We start from the raw sequence: 22,071 nt of genomic DNA on the forward strand, positions 1-22,071 counted from the left end.
CCGCCTCGCGTCGTTCAGATGCCGAGCTGCGCGCTGTCTGAGCCGAAACGACCGCGGATTGCGTCGAGCGCCTTCTCGGCGCCGCGCAGCCGCGTCTGTGTCGTCGAGTCGTGCCCGTCGTCGCCGATTTCGGCGAGCATGTCGTCGAGCGTCGGCTGGATGACCGTCGTCGCGCGGTCGCTCAGCCCGCTCACCGACATGCCGGCGAGACGGATCGCGCGCGGCAGCCGCGTCGGTGTCGCATCCGGCGGCACGCCGAGCATCGCGCGCAGCAGCTTGAGCGTGACCGGCAGCAATGCGCTCGCGGCGTCGGTCTGCTGTTCAATCGTCAATGATTTCGTCGAGATGCTCAGGTCGGGGAACCGCAGTTTCACGGTGACCGTGCGCGCGACGAGCCCTTTGCGCCGCAGCGTGGACGCGACGTCGTCGCAGCATTGGCGCAGCAGCCCACATACGCTTGCGGCGTCGCTTACGTCCTGCGCGAAGGTGTGTTCGGCACCGATTGATTTCTCCGGCGCGTGCGTGACGATCGGCCGCGCGTCGAGGCCACGCGCCGCGTTGTAGAGCCGTTCGGCGGTGATGCGCGACCCCGTGATGCCTTCGAGCAGCGGTAAATCGAGTTCGGCAAGCGACTTCACCGAGTCGATGCCGTGCTCACCGAGGCGGCGTTCGAGCGCGGGGCCGATGCCGGGGATGCCGCGCAACGGCATCATCTGCACGAATTCTGCCTGACGGTCGACCGGGATGAGCAGCATGCCGTCTGGTTTCGCGTTCGTCGACGCCATTTTCGCGACGAGTTTGTTCGACGCGACGCCGACCGAGCAGGTGATGCTGTGGCGTGCGCGCACCTGTTCGCGCAGCCATACGCCGATGTGCAGCGGCGAACCCCATTCGAGCAGCGCGCCGGCGACGTCCATATAGCATTCGTCGACCGAGACCTGCTCGATCTGGTCGGTTATGCGACTGAAGATCGTGCCGAAGATGTCGCGTGAGACCTGGCTGTAGTAGTGGTGGTCGACGGGCAGGAAGACGCCGCTGGGACACAGCTGATGCGCGCGCGACGCCGGCATCGCCGAGTTGATGCCGTATTTGCGCGCCTCGTAGTTCGCCGCCGATACGACGGCGCGGTTGCCGGTGCCGATGATGACCGGACGCCCTGCGAGTTCGGGATGCCGCGCGATCTCAAGCGACGCGAAGAACGCGTCCATGTCGATGTGCAGCACCGTGCAGCCACGTGCGTCGTGGCCCCAGTCGCGCTTGGCGGCGGCGATGCGTGGTGCTGTGCTCATGCACCGTATTCTAATGGAACATTTGTTCGAATGGAAGCGGAGGCCGCGGTGTGGCGTGGGAAGATTCGAGTTCGGTGGCGCGGCGTTGGGAACGCGGGAGCGGGATTGCGGGCGATTGTCGGTGATTGCGAGCGGGGGGGACACGCAATGGGACGGCGATTTGTGCTGGTCGGGGAGGGCTGCTATGCTTACAACCTGTTGCGCTTATGAAGTGCGACGTGGAGTCATGCCTGAGTGGCCGAAAGGGGCACCCTGCTAAGGTGTTAGTCGCGTTAGCGGCTCGAGGGTTCGAATCCCTCTGACTCCGCCAATGAAAGTCGAAACCGATCATGGTTTCGACTTTTTCGTTGTTCGGGCCGGTGGGCTGAGGCAGCCGCCGCCGAGTTGGACTGGGCGCTGCTGTGGTGCACTGGGTGCTGCCGATACCTGGCTGTGGGACGATCTGACCGCAGTGGGGAATCGGCTGTGTGGTGAACAGTTGTGTGGTGATTGACCGTGTAGTGCTCTGGCGTGTGGTGATCGATTGTGCAGATTGACCGTGTAACTGCGTGGGGGATTGACCGAAAAGATGAAGCCGCGGTACGCCTTTGTCCACAGCCTCGATTCGTCACTGTAGTACGTTCTGCAAATCCTTGCAAATCGTGCAACGTTTTCATGGACAGTTTCATGAGACGGCAACGCCGAGCCTCATCTACCCCCGCGAGCGCCCGATTTCTCGCCCCTCGCCGTCTGCCATCCTCCCACCAGCCGCCCCATTCGCAATCTACCCAACTGATCCCATCCAAGCGGTCCGTTCCGTCATCCCCGTCGATGCCTCGTCCCGCAATCAGGCCTGTTCGCGGGTCGGATGATCGGGGCTATCGACGTTTCGTCCCGGAGCTCGGACTGTTCGCGGGGCGGTTCGTCGCTCGCGACGACGATCCGTCCCGTTCCGTCCCGCTTCATCGGGGCCGTCGACGGTTCGACCCGCAATTGAGCCTGCTTGCGGGTGGGGTTGTTGACGCGGGCGATGAAACGGGACGCATGCGCTTGTGGACGTACGGCGGCGGCCGTCCAGCTCGCCGAGCGGTCTGCGCCGGCGCAGTGCTGAGGGGCTGGCGCGGGACTGACGGACCCGCAGGCGCTACAGTGGGACGCATGACGGAACATATCGACCCCACGGCAACTGCGGCCGCCTCGAATGACGCGCCGCGGCCCACCCAGCCTGCCCAGCCCGTGCACTCCGCACTACCCACCCAAACCACCCAACCGGCACTCGCCCTCTCCCTCCCGCTCGTCGCGATCCCGTGCATCTTCGAGGACATGGTCGTGCCGCTCAAAGCCGCGTTGCCGCTGCTCGATGGCATCGCGCAGGTGCGCATGTTCGAGGATTACACGCTCGACGAGGACACGTTCGTGGCACGAGCCGAAGGCGCCGAAGCCGTCATCGTCATCGGCGTGCACATCACCGACGACATGCTGCGCCGACTCGCCAAGACCGTGCGTTGCCTCGCGTTCGGCGGCACCGGCGTCGCCAGCTACGTCAACTTCGATCTGGCGCGCGAGCTCGGCGTGCGCATCTGCAACGTGCGTCATTACGGCGATGCGGCCGTCGCGGAGTTCACCTTCGCGCTGATCCTCGAACTCGCGCGCCGCGTCGGCGACCTCGATCGCGAACTGCGCGCCGGCGACTGGAGCGGCACGAGCAGCGTCGAACTCGCCGGCAAGACGCTCGCGATCGTCGGTTTCGGCGGCATCGGGCAGACGGTCGCGCGCATCGCCCACGGCTTCGGCATGAACGTGACCGTCTGGGATTCGAGACGCGGCCCGCGCGAACGCTACACCGAGCATGACGTGACGCCGATCGCGGACATGCGCGCGCTGTTCGCCGGCGCTGACGTCGTCTCGCTCCACATGCCGCTCGTCGACGGCACGCGTGGCATGATTGGCGACGCAGAACTCGACGCGCTGCGCCCGGGCACGATGTTCGTCAATACGGCGCGCGCCGAGATCATCGCCCTCGGCGCGCTCGTCCGCCGTCTCGAACGCGGCGACGTCCCTGCGGCGCTCGACGTCTACTATCAGGAGCCGCTGCCGATGGACAGTCCGCTGCGCGCGATCGACGGCCTCGTGCTCACACCGCACGTCGCATGGCGTTCCGACGGCGCAAACCGCAACCTCACCAAGCAGTGCGTCGAGGATGTCGTCTCGTATTTCACCGGCGGCAAGATGAACGTCGTCGTCGACCCGGAGGCGGCATGACGCGCACGATCCTCAACGACGCCGCCGCGCCGGCGCATGACGCCTTCGTCGAGAAGAAGTCCGAGTTCATCGGCGACGCGTGCCACGTCGACGACCTCGACGACGCGCTCATGTTCGTCGAACAGATCCGCGACATGCATCCGAAATCGCGGCACGTCGCATACGCGGCGATCGTCACCGACGACACCGGCCGCGTCATGGAACGGATGAGCGACGACGGCGAGCCGTCGGGCACCGCCGGCAAGCCGATTCTCGATGTGCTGCGCGCGAACGGACTGACCGACTGCGTCGTCGCCGTCACGAGATACTTCGGCGGCATCCTGCTTGGCTCGGGCGGTCTGATCCGCGCGTATTCGACCGGCGCGTCGCTCGCCGTGAAGGCGGCGCGCACGGCGTGCATCGTGCAGTGCAGGCGATATCTCGTCCGTCTCGACTACGCACAGCTCGGCGCTTTCCAGCAGCTGCTCTCCGCCTGCGACGGCGCGCAGCTCGACGCCGCGTTCACCGACCATGTCGAAGTCGAATGCGCCGTGCCGACCGACATCGAGGGTCAATTCACCGACCGCGTGCGCGAAACCTTCAACGCGAACGTCGTGCCGGAAGCGCTCGGCCTCGTCGCGCGACCCGTCGAGGAACGATAGGCGACGCGCGGCGACACGCGCACCGATACGCGGGCGCGGCGCTCGCGGCGCCGGGCGTGCGCATACGGGCGTTGCTACAGTGAGACGACGTGCGCATCCGCATACGCGCGATGCAGTGCGCTGTGATTGAGTGAAGTGATCTGGCGGCGGGCTGATTGATCGGACGGACAGAGGTGGAACGATGACCGATGAGACGATGACGACTGACGAAACGACGGATGCCGCGGTGACGTCGGATGCTGCAGTGACGGCCGATGCTACGGCGACGGAAACCGCTGCCGTCGATGCAGTCGAGGGTGCTGCTGATGCCACAGCCGCCGATGGCGTCGCTGATGCGGCCGCCGACACCCCCGACGCGCCGCATGTCGAGCCGCTGACGGCGACGTACGAGCGGCTGCGTCATTCGACGGATTCGGCGGAGCTGCACGAGTTCGCGCGCCGTCCATTGCCCGACCGCAGTGAGCAGGCGGCGTTTTCGCGCGCGACGGCATTGCTTGAGGCCGTCGCCGGCAATCCGCACACGCCGGAGGAGGACCGCGTGTTCCTCGCGAGCACGATGCCGTTCCCGAACGTGCTTGTCAAGCTGTCCGAGGACGCGTCGCCAGCGGTGCGCGAGGCGGTCGCCGCGAACGCCGACGACAAGAACTGGCTCGTCGGTCGACTCACGAAGGACGACGTGGCCGCCGTACGTGACAAGGCGCTGCGCAACAAGCGCACGTCGTGGAAGATGCGTCTCGAGGGCGCCCAGGATCCGGATATGGACGTCGACACGCTCGATTTCCTCTCCCGACTCGGCGTCGAGCTCGAACCGGATGCGAACGTTGTATTGTCGTCGATGGTGCGTCGTGCTGTAGCGCTTAACCCGAACGCGTCACAGGAGATCCTCGAAAGACTGAGCTCCGATTCGAGCGACGAGGTCGTGCATGCCGCGCGTCGTCGCCTCGCCCAATGAATCCGCCTTCTGTGGCAAAACTATGGCGAATGCGCGCGTTTCGGTGTTTTGACAACGTTTGTTGCCCTACACTAGGAAGCTATGGTAGAGCAAATGGAAGAAAGCCCGGAGCGCCTCGCACGTCCTCTCGTGCGTCTGGCGTCCATGATGGGCGTTGCAACTAGTTACACCGGTCTGTCGCGTGATTTCCATGAGATTTCCGACGAGACGCTCGTCGCGATCCTTGGTGCGCTCGGCATCGACGCGACCTCCGACGAGGCAATCGAGAAGGCGATTGCCGACATCACGCGTGAACGCAACATGCGCCTGATCGACCCGACCGTGCTGCACACGGTCGGCAAGGAGGCCCATGTCACGCTGCGCACCGGCATCACCGAGCCGGCGCAGGTCTCACTGATCCTCGAGAACGGCGAACCCTTCGCGGGCGAACTCGTGATCAACGCGATGCCGGAAGCCAAGGTGCATGAGATCGACGGCAAGTTCATCGCGGAATCCGATCTGATCCTCCCCGCTGAGCTTCCGGTCGGCTATCACACGCTGCACGTCGAAAGCGGCGAGCGTTCCGAGGACGCGACGCTCATCAGCGCGCCGGAGCGCATCGAAATGCTCGATCCGATGAAGAACGGCTCGCTGTGGGGTTGGATGGCCCAGCTGTATTCGATTCGTTCGGCTGATTCGTGGGGCGTCGGCGACTACACCGATCTGCGCACGCTGCTCACCGACGGCAAGCGCTACACGGACGCCGATTTCCTGCTCGTCAACCCGCTGCACGCCGCCGAGCCGGTCGTGCCGCTCACGCCGTCGCCGTACCTGCCGGTGTCGCGCCGCTTCGTGAACTTCACGTACATCCGTCCCGAGGACATTCCGGAGTACAACACGCTCGACGACGACGCGAAGGCGAAGGTCAAGGCCGCACACCAGAAGGTCGAAGGCCTCAACAACGACGCGCAGCTCATCGACCGCGACGCGATGTGGCTCGAGAAGAAGCCGGCGCTGCGTGAGGTCTTCGACGCCGGCCTGTCTCAGGAACGTCAGCGCGAGTTCGACGAATACAAGGCGCGCTGCGGCGAGGACCTCGAAGCCTACGCCACCTGGTGCTTGTGCTACGAGATGTGGGGCGCGCCGCAGGACAAGGCGGACAGCTGGATCCACAAGATGGACAAGCAGTCGCCCGAGGTCATCGCGTTGCGCGAACAGCATGCCGACACGCTCGAGTTCTACCGTTGGCTCGAGTGGACGGCGACGCAGCAGCTGCATCTGGCCCAGGAGGCGGCTCGCACCGCCGGCATGAAGATCGGCATCATGTCCGACATGGCCGTGGGCGTGCACCCGCTCAGCTCCGAAGTGTGGTGGAACCCGGAACGCTTCGCGAAGGGCGCCACCGTTGGTGCGCCGCCGGACGTGTTCAACCAGCAGGGCCAGAACTGGAGCCAGCCTCCGCTCAGCCCGCTGGCGCTCAAGAACACCGGCTACCGCTCCTACCGTGAGATGGTGCGCGGCATGTTCGACTGCGCCGGCGCCGTGCGCATCGACCACATCCTCGGCCTGTTCCGCCTGTGGTGGATCCCGGAGGGCCACGCGGCCGTCGACGGCACCTACGTCTACTACGACCACAACGTGATGCTCGGCATCCTCGCGATCGAGGCGAGCCGCGTCGGCGGCATCGTCGTCGGCGAGGACCTCGGCGTCGTGCCTCCGTACGTGCAGAAGTCGCTGTCCGAACACGGCGTCCTCGGCTGCGCCGTCGAATGGTTCGAGCAGATGGACGGCGTTTTCACGCCGCCAAAGCATTGGCGCCCGTACGCGCTCGCGTCGGTCAACACGCACGACCTGCCGCCGGCGGCCGGCTACCTCGAGTACGAGCACGTCAAGATCCGCGAACGTCTCGGCCTGCTCGAGGAGGGTGCCGAGGCCTTCGAGGCGAGCGCCCGCGCGGAGCACAACGCGATGCTGCAGATGCTCACCGACGAGGGGTATCTAGATCCGTCGGTGCTGCAGGACGAAACCGCGCACGAGACCGAGATCGTCGAGGCGCTGTACCGCGGCCTCAAGGGATCGCCGTGCAAGCTGCTCGCCGCGTCCATCGTCGACGCCGTCGGCGAGAAGCGCGCACAGAACCAGCCGGGCACCGACAACGAGTACCCGAACTGGCGCGTTCCGCTCGCTGACGCGGCCGGCGATGCGGTCATGCTCGAAGATCTGTTCCGCGGCGACCTGCTGCAGAGCATCACGAAGATCATGAACGCCTGATTTCCGCCATTGCGTGCATAGGGGCCCGACGCTTGATACAAGCGCCGGGCCCCTTGCCGTAGAGGAGCGCCGTCTCGTCGTTGATTCGATTTACGGCGGTCTCAGTGCTCCCTCCGCTGCTGATACGTCAGCGTGACCGCCGTTTGCGGCACGACCAGCTGATGATGACGCGCGCGCCGTGCCCATGACAAGTCATCGCCGTCCTCGTCATTGAACGGGTCGATCGGCGTCAGTAGGTCGAACAGCAGCACGAAATCGCCGTAGAATGCGGCCGCATAGTCCGGGGAGTCGCGCCAGTCGAGTGCTGAAATCTCGATGAGATGACCGAGATTCGCCACATGATGTCGCGTGGCCATCCGTGCCACGTCGTGCAGCAGCTGCACCCAGTCGCCGTCGTTGAACGCGCCCGACGCGAAATCGTCCTTCTCGACGAACCATGTGTGGCTTTCGCCGCCGCGGGCGATGCGCAGTATGTGCCGGATGATGACGCCGAATTCGATTTCGTCGAGTTTACCGAACATATTTTTTCGTTCCCGTCCATATGTTGTCCGTCGCGGTCAGTTTAGCGGCCGCCGCTGCGATCGGATCGGGATCATGCTGGAAGAACGCTGATACGAAGCGACGCGCCCTGCCGAGTAGGCGGGACGCGTCGCGTCGTTATGATTTGACGATGCTCAGTTGGCGTCTGGGACGTCTGGGACCTCTGGGGCGTCGGGGAAGCGGTAACGCTTGAGCATCTCGTCGCGGAACCATTCAGAACGCCGCTTGATGTCGTGGACCGTCCAGGATTCCTTGTCCTCGATGGATTCGCCTTCTTCCGGGATGCTCGTGTTGATCTGCAATGGGCTGCGCAGGCCGACGTATTCGCCGTTGTCCTTATAGTCGCGCTTTGAGAGGTCGTAATGCGTGTCGTTCTCGGAGACCGGGTGCTCGGAAACGGAGAAGGGCTTTTGCTGCATGTTCTCGTTGTACGCGGTGAGCGTCAGATTGCCGAAACGATGGGTGTACTCGTCTTTGAGATCATTCGCGATAGACGGATCGTCGGGGGAGATCCGTTCCTTCCAGTGTTCGGGCAGATCACCTTCGGGGAGGATGTGTTCGATCGTCCAACGCGGCTTGCCGTTGGGGAGTCTGTCGTCGAGATCGAGAGGGCGCGCCTTCGTGGACAGGCTGACGTGGTTGCTCCGCTGCAGTCCATGTTCCAGATCGATGAGTACGAAACGCGTGGTTTTCGCGTTCTGATCGTAGATCGGACGCTTGAGGATCTCTTCGCCGAAATCTTCGTCGTTCCTGCTCATGTCCTTCAGTGTATGCACGATGGCGCGTACGATGTCCTCGCCACGCAGCGAGTCGTCCGTGCCGTCGATGGCGCGGATGAGGCCGATGAGCTTGGCGCGGATGTTCGACGACTTCGGATACTCCGCGATGTTGCGCCGCACGTAGAACGTCACGAACGCGCGCAGGATCACGGACAGCTTATCCTTATCGAGTTGCAGGTCGTCGGCCTTGACGAACAGGAACAGCAGCAGTGGATAAGCCTGCGTCGATTCCAGTTGCTTGAGGTCCTGCAGCAGCTGCTGGATCTCTTGGTCATCGAGCAGGGCGTTGCCGCTGGATGCGCCGGACTCGTCGAAGAGGCGGATGATGGTGGCATATGCACGTGCACGGCCGATCATCGCCTGCATATAGGTGCGGCCGCCCAGTCGGGATGCGGATCGCTTGCGCTTGAGCACATCCTGATACCGGTACAACGCCTTGCCTTTCGTCACCGACCCCTTTGCGCTGCTTTCGAAGGCGTCGTAATTGTTGAGGAAGAACTGCGTGAACGCCTTTGAGTCCACATCGCCGTCAGCATTCGTGAAGATCCCAGCGAGTTCCTCCCAGCGCGTCTCGAGCGAAGATTCCCGCTGCGTATCATTTTGGTTGCTGTCCATGCTCAGGAACTCGCTCTTGAGCAGATCCACGAGCGTCAGCGGCAGCCCCTTCGAATTGAGCGAGGAGAAGATGTTGAAGGCGTCACCGATGTTCGGCGCTTCGATCTGCAGGATCATCAGATCCATGAGCTTGTCGTAGAAGTCTGAGATCGCCTCCATATCCGGGAAGGTGTCCTTGTCTTTCAATGTGTCGAAGACGTGGCGGTAGCGCTTCATGAACACGCGGTTCCTCTTGACGCGGGGATTTTCCACTTTGCCTTCATCGCGCGCATGGATGCAACGGATGAGTTCCTGATAGATCACCGCGTCATCGCGGAGCAGCTGCAGACGTGGGTTTGTCACATTGTCATCCACGATCAGGCGGCACGAGATACGGGTGCTCATCTTTTCCGCGCGTCGTCGATCCTCCTTGGCTACAGCGTCGTCGTCCCTGAACTCGATGCAAATCTCCCAGAGCGCCAGCAGGAACAGGGACAGGGTCGTGAGACGCTGTTGTCCGTCGATGACCTCGTAGGTCGCGCCGGATGGATCGTTCTCCTTCTCCTGCGTGGCGACCAGGATGTTGCCGATGTAATAACCGTTGTCCTCTGCGCAGATGTCTTGGAACAGCTGATCGATCTGCTGGTTCTTCCATGAGTACGGCCGCTGATACGGCGGGATCCTGTAATGCTCCCGGCTATCCATCCTCAGCGTCTCTGCGAGTGATCGGCTCTTCGCCACTATGTTCATGACGACCTCCATTGATCGATGTCCCCAACATGGTTCAGATCCATGATCACTCAACATCGCGGTTTTGTCCTGTTGTCGGTGTTTCGTCGCATCCCCCGCGCGTCGCGGGCCCAGCATTGTCAAGACAGCCGATATACTAGAGGATTGTTGTGTTTCCCTACGGGGTCCTTCAAAGCGCTTTCCCACTCGCCATAAGGACTTTCAGGGAGCCCACGGTAATGAGACCGAACGGAGACGCCCTAACCAAGCATGTCCGGGAAGTCCGGAACACAATACAAAGAAAAGGTATATCGTGAAAACTTTCACACCGAAGCCAGCTGATCTGACTCACGACTGGTACATCATCGACGCCTCCGACGTCGTGCTCGGCCGTCTTTCCGTCGCCGCGGCGAACCTGCTGCGCGGCAAGAACAAGCCGTCCTTCGCTCCGCACGCCGATTCCGGCAACTACGTCATCATCATCAACGCCGACAAGATTGCGCTGACCGGTGACAAGATGGACAAGGAACTCTACTCCCACTCCGGTCGTCCCGGCGGTCTGCGCCGCGACAGCTATGCCGAGCTGCTCAAGAACAAGCCGGAGCGCATCATCATGCACGCCGTCAAGGGCATGCTGCCGAAGAACAAGCTCGCCAAGGTCCAGCTGACCCGTCTGCGCGTCTTCGCTGGCGAGGAGCATCCGTACGCCGGCCAGCAGCCGCAGGTCTTCGAGATCGATCAGGTCTCGCAGCAGGCAAAGTGAACCGTTAGGAGATAGATATCATGGCTGAAAACACCAACAACTCCCCGGTTCAGGAAACCGAGGCTGAGAACACCGTCGCCTTCACCACCGAGACCAACTCCGGCGCCGGCACCGGCACCTCCGCGATCGCCCCGGGCTACGGCACCGGCCGTCGCAAGGAAGCCGTCGCCCGCGTGCGTCTGGTTCCGGGCACCGGCAAGTGGACGATCAACGGCCGTACGCTCGAGGAGTACTTCCCGTCGAAGCTGCAGCAGCGTGAAGTCAACTCGCCGATCGTCCTGCTCAAGCTTGAGAACAAGTTCGACGTCGTCGTCCTCGTCGACGGCGGCGGCACCACCGGCCAGGCCGGCGCGATCCGCCTCGGCGTCGCCCGCGCGCTCAACGCGATCGACCGCGACGCGAACCGTGCGGCCCTGAAGAAGGCCGGCTTCCTGACGCGCGACGCGCGCGTCGTCGAGCGCAAGAAGGCGGGTCTGCACAAGGCTCGCCGCGCACCGCAGTTCTCGAAGCGTTAATTTGCGCGTTCCATTGCTCGCAATCCTGCAGGCCATCCGCATAGCGGGTGGCCTGCTTGCTGTATATGCGGGGTACCGATTTGCGAAGCGGCGGTGGTTGTTGCTGGACGAGTCAGAGAACCTCTACAATACAAGTGGCACAGAGAGCATGCAGCGCCATTGGAGGATAGTTCTACAACTGCAGGCGTATGCAATCAACAGTGCGGAATCGTGCACCGAGAACTATATGGAACGCGTCGAAACATCTGGCGGTAATGATTTCTAGCATGGCACATGGAGCTTACCGGCGCATCATCATTTAGCTACAGTATTGAGAATAATCGTGAGTATATAGAGTATCAACTCTTTCAGTCTATAAATAATAAAAGAGTTAAACGCCAAAATGTGTGTCCTCTTTGATTAGTTGTTGTCCTGCCACGGTGTGTTCTTGTGGAGGTCGTTCCGTTCGATGCCTGTGCCGTATCGCTGCGGCATGCCGGTCTGGTCGTGCAAGGTCCGGGGATCGTTCTGCCATGCGTTCTCGTACCACTGGTCGAGCTGTTCGTCGGTGACGGCATGCTTGACGAGCCATTCGCGGCTTTCGGGGCAGATGGTGTGCCGGTGGCGCCACCGGCACACGGCCCTGATCCGACGTTCCGGACTCAGGCCTCCGTGCCGGCGCGGCATGGCGCGGATCAGTGAGTTCATGCTTTCGATGCGGTTGTTGGTCGTGGGGATGTCCCCGATCCTGGGAAGGTGAGCATCTGGTCCTTGACGACGAGCCTGCGCGGCATGCGCCTGGCTTTGGCGAGACGCTCATGTGCGTCGTGTTCGCGCCCGTCGGCGTTGCGGCGGTGTTCGTCGATGGACGTGTTGCATGCGGCCTCCCATCTCGGCCGGTTCCTGCCCCACTCGTCGACCGTTTCCCGGTCGTGCGCCTTCGATGGTGCGATCGCCGGATTCCGCAGCTGCTTGGACGGCTCGTAGCGGGGATGCCTGCCGGCCGGTCGGGTGATGTTCATGCAGATGTGGAACAGGCGGCGCTGCGCGGGCGTCTCGGGCCATGTCTCGTGCAGTGCCTTGAGCGGTCCGCCGCCTCCGTCGCACACGACCGTGTCGGGCGGCGCCGGACGCGGCAGGAGGCGTTTCCATGCGGCGGACGTCTCGCTGCGCGCGACATGCCGTCCCGCCACGTGCGAGGTCTCGTCGACGGCGATGGGCGCGACCGCGTCGCGACCCGGATGGATGCCGTCGAGGTGCGGCGCGGCATGCACGACGCCGTCTCTGGGTACGGGCGGTATCAGGCTCCACATCGGCTCGCACTTGCGTTGCGGCGTACGCGCCGGCAGATGATGCGTCTCGAGTGCGTCCTTGGACATGAGCCGGTCCAGCGCGGTGCACGGGTCCTTGGCCTTCGTTGTCCGGGTTCGCGCTTGTACTCGCGCCGCAGCCCGCGCACCGGTACCTGATCTTGCCGCCGGAGGTCCTGCCGTTCTTCTTCATCGTCCTTCCGCGGGACGAACATTTCGGTCGTTGCATGGCACCAGTCGACCAACGCGATCATGAACCGACGCGGACACCAAGCGGGAGAACAGCTCCGGAATCATTTCGGACACACGAAACGGCCGGGCGCCATAATGACCGGACACATCATGAACACCCCGACACGCCAATCGGCAAAAGGCATCAGCTCAGATTAAAGACACATCTTTTGGCGTATAACCCTAATAAAAGTATATCGTATGAAAGATATTGATATATATTGATTCAAGGGACACAGTTATGTTCTTATCTCAGTATATGAAATATGAATAATCTATAGTGGATATATCCTATAGTATAATCATGCTATCGTATAAAACAAGGGAAGGGGTATAATGCCAAGTAGAAAGGCTTTCAGATTCTGTCTTGCCGTAGGTGTAATTATGTTCACTATCTATACTCCGGCTGAGGCCTTCGCTGATACTGAAGAAAAAATAGAACAAACCGTCAACCTATACACCAGTCAGATACAGAGCACCTATTCGTTTAGTCGGTCAAGGCTTCGGTCAGAGTCTTCGACGCAACAAAAACTCGCTGAAGAAAATGGTTATAATAAGTTTGCGACACCTGATACAATGACAATTGATAGTGCGGAAGTTAAGGCAAATATATTAAAAGCCGAAGATCATGATGGCGAGTACTCTGTCGTGGCTGACATCACTACGATTCTACATCAAAGGCCAAACAAAAACGTTACTATTACTATTGGTGACGAAGAGCGTGATGTGTTAGATAGTTCTGCAACTGATATGCACAGGCTCACACTCGCAAAAGATGTAAATGTTCAAACAGGTTATCGGATTATTTCAGATGAAATCATTGGAGCTGCGGACTCACAGGTAGATATTAAAATGGTTTCACACAATGCTCCTTTTATCCTACAGACTGAGGAGAGCGCGGCACCTTCTGCGGCAATGGAGTCAAAGGCAGGGTTTGATTATCTCACAGCTGTGACGTACGCTGAAAAATGGACAGAAAATGGTAGCAATTGTACGAATCCTGAATATCCAAGTGATCCTGCTGGACCATTTTGTACTGGTGCTCAATGCACGTATTTTGTCTCTCAAGTTTTGCATGTAGGAGGCTTACCTGCAACCGATATAGACATACATAATTACAAAAGTGATGACCGATGGGGATTTAAGAAGCAGCCTCATAATTATTTCACTTCCTTTACGTGGGGTGCCGCTGATAATAATTATCGTTATATGAAGAATTATTCAAATATTTTTGATGTGGAGAACAACTATCACCGTCTTGGTGCAGGTTCGTTAATATATGCCGACTGGCAGGAAGAAGGGAAGAATGACGGGCATATCGATCATGCAATGGTTGTTGTGGGCAGTAAAGTCATAAGAGATGATAATGGGAGGGTGGTAGACGCATACCCTATTATTTGCCAGAAATCAGTGAATAGGCATGATTGGGATTTTCAAAATACTCTTAAAGATGCTCATGGTGCAAAATGGTATGGTTTGCAGTTGAGATATTAAGAATAATTTAGAAACGAAGTAATGTTGCGGTATATTTAATATGTCAAATAGTAGTATATGTGTTTGATGTGTGTTGCAAACTCCTTCATGATGAACATAAACATTTGACGTATTTTTATATAACAGGAGTGTGTGTTGAGCGAGCATCATGTAGAGAAGACAGATGAGGATACCCCTCGGATTTGCACAACTCGAAGCACCTTGATCTCGAAAATGGTTGTAGTGATATTGGGTTACTGTTGTGCATGGATTATATTGCTCGGCATTTCCTGCATTGAATATAGTCTATTATCTCATGATGCACAAAAAATGGATCAGGTTGGTCATTGCGTCAACTATGTCAAGGATCTGATTGCCGAACAGCCGCAAGAAGTTCAAGAGAAACTGAGACGCCTTGATGCACCGGAGCCTTTCAATATAGACCAATACTATGATGAGCAGAAATCTGAAGCCTTATCACCCTTTATAGGAAACCAAATCGCTGGGATAATCAGATCCTATACAATGTCCAGAGAACTCAAGCAACGACAAGTCGATGCCATCAAATGGTCGACTGAAGCGCTCGGCATCATAGTCGATGGCCCCCAGAACCATGTTCCGATGTATCCTGAGATTTTCACTCAGTGAAGCATCGCCATTATTCGTTGCCGAAAGGGTTTTGCTGCATGAGGATGCTGATGCTCAGCGCGGGGAAGGTCCAGATGTGGGTTCCGACGCCGTTGGCGTCCGCCTGAGCGCCGTGGCGGCCGGCATCGACGTGGCCGATCGGCGACGACGGCGTCGCCGATCGGCCACGTTCTTGCGAATCGCGTGCCCGATCCTCGGCAGTCCGAGCGTCGTCGGATCTGCGTCCCCGCGGCTGGTCGCGCGCATCACCCAGTTCGAGGCGCTTATGCGCGCCGATTTCGGTACATATTGACCCGATCTGGCCGCGCCGCTCACCACGGTGGCTCCGTCCCGCTCGGCGGCGTTGCGTTGCGCATGCTCCATCATCTGCGTGAAGGTCTCGTCGGCGTCGCATTGCCGGCGCATCGCGCGGTCGACCCAGAACGACTTCTCGAGCGTGACTGTGAACCGTTCCTCATGCATGCCCGGGCACGGCCGCTCGCCGGTCGTCTCCGCCGACGACCACAGCACGTCCCAATGCGCATCCGGGGGCATGTGGAAGTGCAGCGGTTTGTCGCCGCCGTTGACGACGATCGCGACGTCGAGTTCGTCCTTGCTCAGCAGGCGCATCGTGAACGAGCGCAGCGACGTGTCGAACCAGTCGCGCTCCATCGGCGTCGTGCCGTCCGGCAGCAGCCATTGGATGCGGCTCGACGGTTTGAGCAGCCCCAGCTGGCTCAGCCGCGTGAAGAAGTCCTCGTGGTTGTAGATGTCGAGCGACTTGCGCACCGCGATGAGTCTTGAGATCGACTCCATCCGCATGTATTCGGGTGTCTTCGTCTCCGGCAGGATCCAATCCCAGTCGAGCCAGGTGATGTCGTTGTCCTGGCAGTACGCGTTGTTGTTGCCGCCCTGCGAGTTGTTGAACTCGTCGCCGGCGAGCATCATCGGCGTGCCGAGCGAGAGCATCAGTGTGCCGAGCATGTTCATGCGCGCGCGTTCGCGCAGCAGCGTCACATGCGGATCGTCGCAAGGCCCCTCGACGCCGAAGTTCGCGCAGTTGTTGGTGTTCGCGCCATCGTTGTTGTGCTCGCCGTTCGCTTCGTTGTGCTTCGACGAGTACTGCGTGAGGTCGGCGAGCGTGAAGCCGTCGTGCGCCGTCACGAAGTTGATCGACGACGTCGCGCCGCGTCCCGGATCGGTCGCGAACAGGTCCGCCGATCCGCACAGCCTTGTCGCCATCTCCTGCATGCCGACGCCTTCACGCGCGCCGTCGTTGACCTCGCGCACCCAGAATCTGCGCGTCGCGTCGCGGAAACGGTCGTTCCATTCGGCGAAGGGGGAGAGGAACTGGCCGGTGCGCCATCCCTGCTCGCCCAGATCCCACGGTTCCATGATCAGCTTGAGGTTGCCGAGCAACGGTTCCGAGCGCAGTGCGTACAGGAACGGGTGGTACGGCGTGAACGACCCATTGAGCCGCGCGAGGCTGACGCCGAGGTCGAATCGGAAGCCGTCGATGCCGATTCGCTTCGCCCAGTAGCTGAGAGCATCGACGGCGAAGGTGATGTTGTGCGTGTCGGTGAAGTCGATCGTGTTGCCGCAGCCGGTCGTGTCCTCGAGTTCGCCGCCCTGATGCTGCTGACGGTAGAACGTGAGGTTGTCGAGGCCGCGCCAGCACACGGACGGCCCGGCGTTTCCGCCTTCGCAGGTGTGGTTGAAGACGACGTCCATGATCACCTCGAAGCCGGCGCCGTGCAGCGCGCGCACCATTTCGATGACCTCGTGGCGCACCGCTCGGGCGCCGCGCCGCTGCGCCGTCCTCGTCGCGTACGACGGTTCGGGGGAGAAGAAGCTCAGCGTCGAGTACCCCCAGTAGTTCGCGCGGTCGCGCTCCTGCAGGAAGACCTCGGACTGTTTCGCCATGATCGGCATCAGCTCGATCGACGTGACGCCGAGGCCTTGCAGATAGGCGAGCGTCGTCGGATGCGCGAGCCCCGCATAGGTGCCGCGCAGCTCCTCGGGAAGCCACGGTGCCTTCGCCGTGAAGCCCTTGACGTGCAGTTCGTAGATGACGGTGCGGCTCCACGGCACGTGCGGGTGCGAAGGATCGGCATCGTGCTTCGTCACGTCGCGGTCGTCGGTCGCGACCGAGATCGGAACCTTGCCGAGCGAGTCGAGCGTGTTCATCGCGCCCCACGCCGAACCTTTGATCAGACCGTCCTTGAACGAGCAGTCGTAGGCGAAGACGGCCGGGTCGAGCGTCATCGACCCTTCGACGCCTTTGGCGTAGGGGTCGAGCAGGAACTTGTACGGGTTGAAGCGCAGTCCGTGGCGTGGATCCCATGCGCCGTCGGCGCGGTAGCCGTAGTGCATGCCGTCCCACGCCGTGTCCAGATGCAGATACCACAGTCCGTAGTGCGGACCTTCCATGCGGAACAGCGTCTCGCGCACGCCGAGCGATTTGAGCACGCGCGTGCAGATCGGGAAGCGGCGTACCTGTTCGATGAACGGCAGCGTCGGCTCCTCGTTGATGCGCACGGCCTCGTTGTAGAAGCGGCTCGGCTCGTCGATCGGCTCGAGGACGCAGAACCACAGCTGGTCGGCGGTTTCGGAACGCGCGACGACGTCAGCGCCGCCGTCGTCGGTGAAGAACAGGCCTGGACGCGTCGCGTAACGATGAAGTTCGGGCAGTTGCATGACATCATTGTAGGCGGCCAGATACGGCGTGCGCCGCCCGATGCCGGGGAATGGACACCGCGATTGCCGTGCGCTCAGCGCAGCAGCGACAGCGCGCGCAGATGGTCGCGCACGATCGCGTAGGCGGCGCCGTCGGCGTCCTGATAGACATCGCACAGTCCACGTTCGATGCGCGGCGCCGCGTCGTCGCCGTAGGTGCCGGCGGCCGTGCGCGACGCGGAGGGACGCGCGGCGACGAGACGGTCGAGCTGGGCGATTTCGGCGTCGTCGAGGAACCCGGCGATCGGCCCGCACAGCAGCACGTCGGCGGCGAAGACGGCGCGCACGCCGGCGATCGCATGGGCGAGCGAACGCAGCCAGTCGCGCATGCGCTCGCGATGGTGGATCTCGCCCTGTTCGAGCACGCCGAAGAATCCGGGCAGGCTTTCGCCTTCCTCGGTGAGCTTCGTCGACGAGCAGTAGACGCTGAGGCAGCCGTTGTTGCCGCATTCGCAGCGCGGCCCGTTCGGGTCGAGCGGCATGTGCTCGATCGCACCGGTGTGGGGGCGTCCGTCCTGCAGTACGGCGCTGCCGATGTGGTTGCCGAGGAACAGACAGACGGCGTCGCGAAGCGCCGGCCTTGCGCGCAGTTCGGCGAAGGCATACGCGCAGTAGCGTTCGGTCGTCGTCACCGGCAATGTGATGCGTTCGGCGATCGCCGCGTAGTCGAGGCTGCTCGCCGTGTTGATGTGCCGCGGGACGGCGAGCCCGACGCCGAGCGGCGGCGTGCCCGCCGTCCCGACCTGTTCGGCGAAGTCGTCGATGATGCGCGCCGCCCTGCCGTAGAAGGCGGCGTCGGCATGCGCGGCGATCGTCGTGTGGCGTTCGCCGATCGTGACGCCGTCGAGGCCGACGGCGATGCAGACGATCTCGGTCGAGCGGATCGTGACGCCAATCGCGCAGCGTCGGCGGTGGTTGAAGGCGTAGGTGAGCGCGCGGCGGCCGCCCGTCGATTCGTGGTGTCCGGCGGCGACGATCAGCCCGGCGTCCTCGAGCAACCGCAGGCGCGCGTTGAGCGTTGGCGCGCTGATGTGCAGCGCGTCCGCGATGCCGCGTTTCGCGAGTGGCTCGCCGTGGTAGAGCAGCGCGAGAATCTCGCCGGCGCCGTCGGGCAGCGTCGGGATGTGGTCGTCGTGGGGCATCGGTGTCCTTTGCTCGGGTCTGCTTGCGTGCTGCGTGGTGTGCTTTGCATGGCTTGTGCAGTGCGTCTAGTTCGATAAATAGATTTTACAGAAGTTTTCGATTGCGCGGGACATTTGTAAAGAGATTTTGTGAAAGTTCTCCGCGACGGCGATCGGCGACGTTGTTCACGTGGGAGGAAAATCGCACAAAATGTTTCATTTGATGGGAAATCGGCGCGAAATCTGTCAATATCGAAAGCATAACGGACAAAAAGAGAACAGAATCGAACAAGTTTGCAGCGACACGACACATGCTGACAAGTCGACGGATATTCGATACATTGTGTACATCACCGCGTCGCGGTGGCGGTCATGCCCCGGGACGAGGACGGCAATGCGTTGTGAGCAACGCACGACAGCAGATTCTATTAGGAGGATCGCATGGCAGAAGCACGCAAGGACGATGCGCAGAAGGCCCCTGCACAGGATGTGAAGGACGCCGCGAAGAGCGCACCGGCCGCGACGCCTGTTGTGGACAAGGAAGCGGCCGCCCAGGCCGAGGTCGACGCGCTCGTCGCGAAGGCGAAGCAGGCGCTCGACGAATTCGAGAAGCTCGATCAGGAGACGGTGGACCGCATCGTCGCGAAGGCGTCCGTCGCCGCGCTCAACAAGCACCTCGTGCTCGCCAAGCTGGCCGTCGACGAGACCGGCCGCGGTCTCGTCGAGGACAAGGCGACGAAGAACATCTTCGCCTGCGAGCACGTCACGAACTACATGGCCGGACAGAAGACCGTCGGCATCATCCGCGAGGACGACGTGCTCGGCATCGACGAAGTGGCTGAGCCGGTCGGCGTCGTCGCCGGCGTGACCCCGGTCACGAACCCGACCTCCACGGCGATCTTCAAGTCGCTCATCGCGCTCAAGACCCGCTGCCCGATCGTCTTCGGCTTCCATCCGGGCGCGCAGAAGAGCTCCGTCGCGGCAGCGCGCATCGTGCGCGACGCGGCGATTGAGGCCGGCGCGCCGGAGAACTGCATCCAGTGGATCGAGCACCCGTCGATTGAGGCGACCGGCGCGCTGATGAAGCACCCCGGCATCGCGACGATCCTCGCGACCGGCGGCCCGGGCATGGTCAAGGCCGCGTACTCCTCCGGCAAGCCGGCCCTCGGCGTCGGCGCCGGCAACGCGCCCGCCTACATCGACAACAACGTCGACGTGCAGCGCGTGGCGAACGACCTGATTCTGTCCAAGCACTTCGACTACGGCATGATCTGCGCGACCGAGCAGGCAATCATCGCGCACAAGGACATCTACGATCCGCTCGTCAAGGAACTCAAGCGCCGCAAGGCCTACTTCGTCAACGAAGAGGAGAAGGCGAAGCTCGAGCAGTACATGTTCGGCTGCACCGCCTACTCCGGCAAGACGCCGAAGCTCAACTCGGTCGTGCCTGGCAAGTCGCCGCAGTTCATTGCGCACGAGGCCGGATTCGAAATCCCCGAGGACGCGACGATGATCGCCGCCGAATGCGCCGAAGTCGGCGAAATGGAACCGCTGACGATGGAGAAGCTCGCCCCGGTGCACGCCGTGCTCAAGTTCGACGACCAGGAGCAGGGCTTCGAGATGTGCGAGGAGATGCTCAAGCACGGCGCCGGCCACACGGCGGCGATCCACACGAACAACGACGACCTCGTGCGTGAGTATGGCCTGCGCATGCACGCATGCCGCATCATCTGGAACCAGCCGAGCTCGCTCGGCGGCATCGGCGACATCTACAACTCGATCGCGCCGTCGCTCACGCTCGGATGCGGCTCCTACGGCGGCAACTCGGTCTCGGGCAACGTCCAGGCCATCAATCTGCTCAACATCAAGCGCATCGCCCGAAGGAACAACAACATGCAGTGGTTCAAGATCCCGTCGAAGACCTACTTCGAGCCGAATGCGATCAAGTACCTGCGCGACATGTACGGCATCGAACGCGCCGTCATCGTTTGCGACAAGGTCATGGAACAGCTCGGCGTCGTCGATAAGGTCATCGACCAGCTGCGCGCGCGTTCGAACCGCGTCACTTTCCGCATCGTCGACTACGTCGAGCCGGAACCGAGCGTCGAGACCGTCGAGCGCGGCGCCGCGATGATGCGCGACGAGTTCGAGCCGGACACGATCATCGCCGTCGGCGGCGGCTCTCCGATGGACGCCGCGAAGATCATGTGGCTGCTCTACGAGCACCCGGAGATCGCGTTCTCCGACGTGCGCGAGAAGTTCTTCGACATCCGCAAGCGCGCGTTCAAGATCCCGCCGCTGGGCAAGAAGGCGAAGCTCGTGTGCATCCCGACCTCGTCCGGCACCGGCTCCGAGGTCACGCCGTTCGCTGTCATCACCGACCACAAGACCGGCTACAAGTATCCGATCACCGACTACGCGCTCACGCCGTCCGTCGCGATCGTCGACCCGGTGCTCGCGCGCACGCAGCCGCGCCGTCTCGCCTCCGATGCGGGCTTCGACGCGCTGACGCACTCGATGGAGGCCTACGTCTCCGTCTATGCGAACGACTTCACCGACGGCATGGCGCTGCACGCGGCCAAGCTGATCTGGGACAACCTCGCCGAGTCCGTCAACAGCGAGCCGGGCGTCGCGAAAACGAAGGCGCAGGAGAAGATGCACAACGCCGCGACGATGGCCGGCATGGCCTTCGGCTCCGCGTTCCTCGGCATGTGCCACGCGATGGCGCACACGATCGGCGCGCTGTGCCATATCGCGCACGGCCGCACGAACTCGATCCTGCTGCCGTACGTCATCCGCTACAACGGACAGGTTCCCGAGGAGCCGACGTCGTGGCCGAAGTACAGCAAGTACATCGCGCCGGAACGCTATCAGGAGATCGCGAAGAACCTCGGCATCGATCCGGGCAAGACCCCGGCCGAAGGCGTCGAGAACCTCGCGAAGGCCGTCGAGGATTACCGCGACAACAAGCTCGGCATGAACAAGTCCTTCCAGGACTGCGGCGTCGACGAGGACTACTTCTGGAGCATCCTCGAGCAGATCGGCATGCGCGCCTATGAGGATCAGTGCGCGCCGGCGAACCCGCGCATCCCGCAGATCCAGGACATGATGGACATCGCGATCGCCGCCTATTACGGCGTTTCGCAGCAGGAAGGCCACAAGATCCGCGTCGAGCGCGAAGGCGTCAACGCGACCGAGGAGGCCTCGCAGCGCATCTGATCGTCATGGCCGCGCCGCGGCCGATGACTTGTGGATGAAATGACTGTGCATATATATGGAGCGGTTCCCGCCCGAGTGATCG

Annotated in this window: 16 protein-coding genes and 1 tRNA gene; 10 read left to right on the forward strand and 7 right to left on the reverse strand. The window is 61.7% G+C overall.

What is annotated here, in order from left to right; all coding sequences use genetic code 11:
* Positions 1 to 14: 14 nt before the first annotated feature.
* Positions 15 to 1,289 (reverse strand): DNA polymerase IV, encoded by a 1,275-nt coding sequence (gene dinB / locus CGZ88_RS07420; RefSeq protein WP_101671489.1) that lies wholly within the window; start codon positions 1,287 to 1,289, stop codon positions 15 to 17.
* Between the two features lie 220 nt (positions 1,290 to 1,509).
* Between dinB and CGZ88_RS07425 the strand changes: the two genes are divergently transcribed.
* The 5 genes from CGZ88_RS07425 (at position 1,510) to malQ (ending at position 7,373) form a co-directional block, all read left to right on the forward strand.
* Positions 1,510 to 1,599 (forward strand) — tRNA-Ser (locus tag CGZ88_RS07425).
* 992 nt (positions 1,600 to 2,591) lie between these two features.
* Complete coding sequence (locus tag CGZ88_RS07430; protein ID WP_243390116.1) at positions 2,592 to 3,530, forward strand: D-2-hydroxyacid dehydrogenase family protein; 939 nt, start codon at positions 2,592 to 2,594, stop codon at positions 3,528 to 3,530.
* Complete coding sequence (locus CGZ88_RS07435) at positions 3,527 to 4,171, forward strand: IMPACT family protein (protein ID WP_034523382.1); 645 nt, start codon at positions 3,527 to 3,529, stop codon at positions 4,169 to 4,171. The genes CGZ88_RS07430 and CGZ88_RS07435 overlap by 4 nt, the downstream gene beginning before the upstream one ends.
* A 181-nt stretch (positions 4,172 to 4,352) precedes the next feature.
* On the forward strand, positions 4,353 to 5,123 hold the full coding sequence (locus CGZ88_RS07440; protein WP_026644645.1) for an AbrB family transcriptional regulator: 771 nt from the start codon (positions 4,353 to 4,355) through the stop codon (positions 5,121 to 5,123).
* An 81-nt stretch (positions 5,124 to 5,204) separates the two neighbouring features.
* Positions 5,205 to 7,373, forward strand: a complete 2,169-nt coding sequence (malQ, locus tag CGZ88_RS07445; protein ID WP_101671491.1) for a 4-alpha-glucanotransferase — start codon at positions 5,205 to 5,207, stop codon at positions 7,371 to 7,373.
* 101 nt (positions 7,374 to 7,474) lie between these two features.
* On the opposite strand, the gene CGZ88_RS07450 is transcribed toward malQ, so the two are convergent.
* Together CGZ88_RS07450 and CGZ88_RS07455 are read right to left on the reverse strand one after the other, a co-directional pair.
* Complete coding sequence (locus CGZ88_RS07450) at positions 7,475 to 7,894, reverse strand: hypothetical protein (RefSeq protein WP_101671492.1); 420 nt, start codon at positions 7,892 to 7,894, stop codon at positions 7,475 to 7,477.
* A gap of 153 nt (positions 7,895 to 8,047) precedes the next feature.
* Complete coding sequence (locus CGZ88_RS07455) at positions 8,048 to 10,036, reverse strand: DUF262 domain-containing protein (protein WP_165778734.1); 1,989 nt, start codon at positions 10,034 to 10,036, stop codon at positions 8,048 to 8,050.
* Positions 10,037 to 10,328: 292 nt separating this feature from the next.
* Here CGZ88_RS07455 and rplM point away from each other — a divergent pair, with 292 nt between their 5' ends.
* Together rplM and rpsI are read left to right on the forward strand one after the other, a co-directional pair.
* A complete protein-coding gene (rplM, locus tag CGZ88_RS07460; RefSeq protein ID WP_026644642.1) occupies positions 10,329 to 10,778 on the forward strand; it encodes a 50S ribosomal protein L13 in 450 nt (149 codons plus the stop codon).
* A gap of 20 nt (positions 10,779 to 10,798) precedes the next feature.
* Entirely contained in the window at positions 10,799 to 11,293 is a 495-nt protein-coding gene (gene rpsI, locus CGZ88_RS07465; protein WP_026644641.1) for a 30S ribosomal protein S9, read from the forward strand.
* A gap of 399 nt (positions 11,294 to 11,692) precedes the next feature.
* Here the strand turns inward: rpsI and CGZ88_RS07475 are convergent, their stop codons facing one another.
* Together CGZ88_RS07475 and CGZ88_RS07480 are read right to left on the reverse strand one after the other, a co-directional pair.
* Complete coding sequence (locus CGZ88_RS07475; RefSeq protein ID WP_051198366.1) at positions 11,693 to 11,980, reverse strand: hypothetical protein; 288 nt, start codon at positions 11,978 to 11,980, stop codon at positions 11,693 to 11,695.
* Positions 11,977 to 12,651 carry a hypothetical protein gene (locus tag CGZ88_RS07480; protein WP_101671494.1) on the reverse strand — a complete coding sequence of 225 codons (675 nt, stop codon included), beginning with the start codon at positions 12,649 to 12,651 and terminating at the stop codon, positions 11,977 to 11,979. Before CGZ88_RS07480 ends, CGZ88_RS07475 begins: the two co-directional genes overlap by 4 nt.
* Before the next feature lie 546 nt (positions 12,652 to 13,197).
* Here CGZ88_RS07480 and CGZ88_RS07485 point away from each other — a divergent pair.
* On the forward strand, positions 13,198 to 14,307 hold the full coding sequence (locus CGZ88_RS07485) for an amidase domain-containing protein (RefSeq protein WP_165778735.1): 1,110 nt from the start codon (positions 13,198 to 13,200) through the stop codon (positions 14,305 to 14,307).
* Between the two features lie 135 nt (positions 14,308 to 14,442).
* Positions 14,443 to 14,934, forward strand: a complete 492-nt coding sequence (locus CGZ88_RS08910) for a hypothetical protein (protein ID WP_133064567.1) — start codon at positions 14,443 to 14,445, stop codon at positions 14,932 to 14,934.
* 54 nt (positions 14,935 to 14,988) lie between these two features.
* Here the strand turns inward: CGZ88_RS08910 and glgX are convergent, their stop codons facing one another.
* Positions 14,989 to 17,610 (reverse strand): glycogen debranching protein GlgX, encoded by a 2,622-nt coding sequence (gene glgX, locus CGZ88_RS07490; RefSeq protein ID WP_101671496.1) that lies wholly within the window; start codon positions 17,608 to 17,610, stop codon positions 14,989 to 14,991.
* Positions 17,611 to 17,684: 74 nt separating this feature from the next.
* The gene (locus tag CGZ88_RS07495) at positions 17,685 to 18,791 is read right to left on the reverse strand and encodes an ROK family transcriptional regulator (protein ID WP_051198361.1); all 1,107 of its coding nucleotides are present in this window, start codon (positions 18,789 to 18,791) and stop codon (positions 17,685 to 17,687) included.
* Between the two features lie 420 nt (positions 18,792 to 19,211).
* Between CGZ88_RS07495 and adhE the strand changes: the two genes are divergently transcribed.
* Positions 19,212 to 21,989: a bifunctional acetaldehyde-CoA/alcohol dehydrogenase gene (gene adhE, locus CGZ88_RS07500; protein ID WP_243390104.1), complete on the forward strand. Its 2,778-nt coding sequence runs from the start codon at positions 19,212 to 19,214 to the stop codon at positions 21,987 to 21,989.
* The last annotated feature ends 82 nt before the right edge of the window (positions 21,990 to 22,071 follow it).

It is taken from the genome of Bifidobacterium anseris (assembly GCF_002860345.1).
Lineage (GTDB): Bacteria > Actinomycetota > Actinomycetes > Actinomycetales > Bifidobacteriaceae > Bifidobacterium > Bifidobacterium anseris.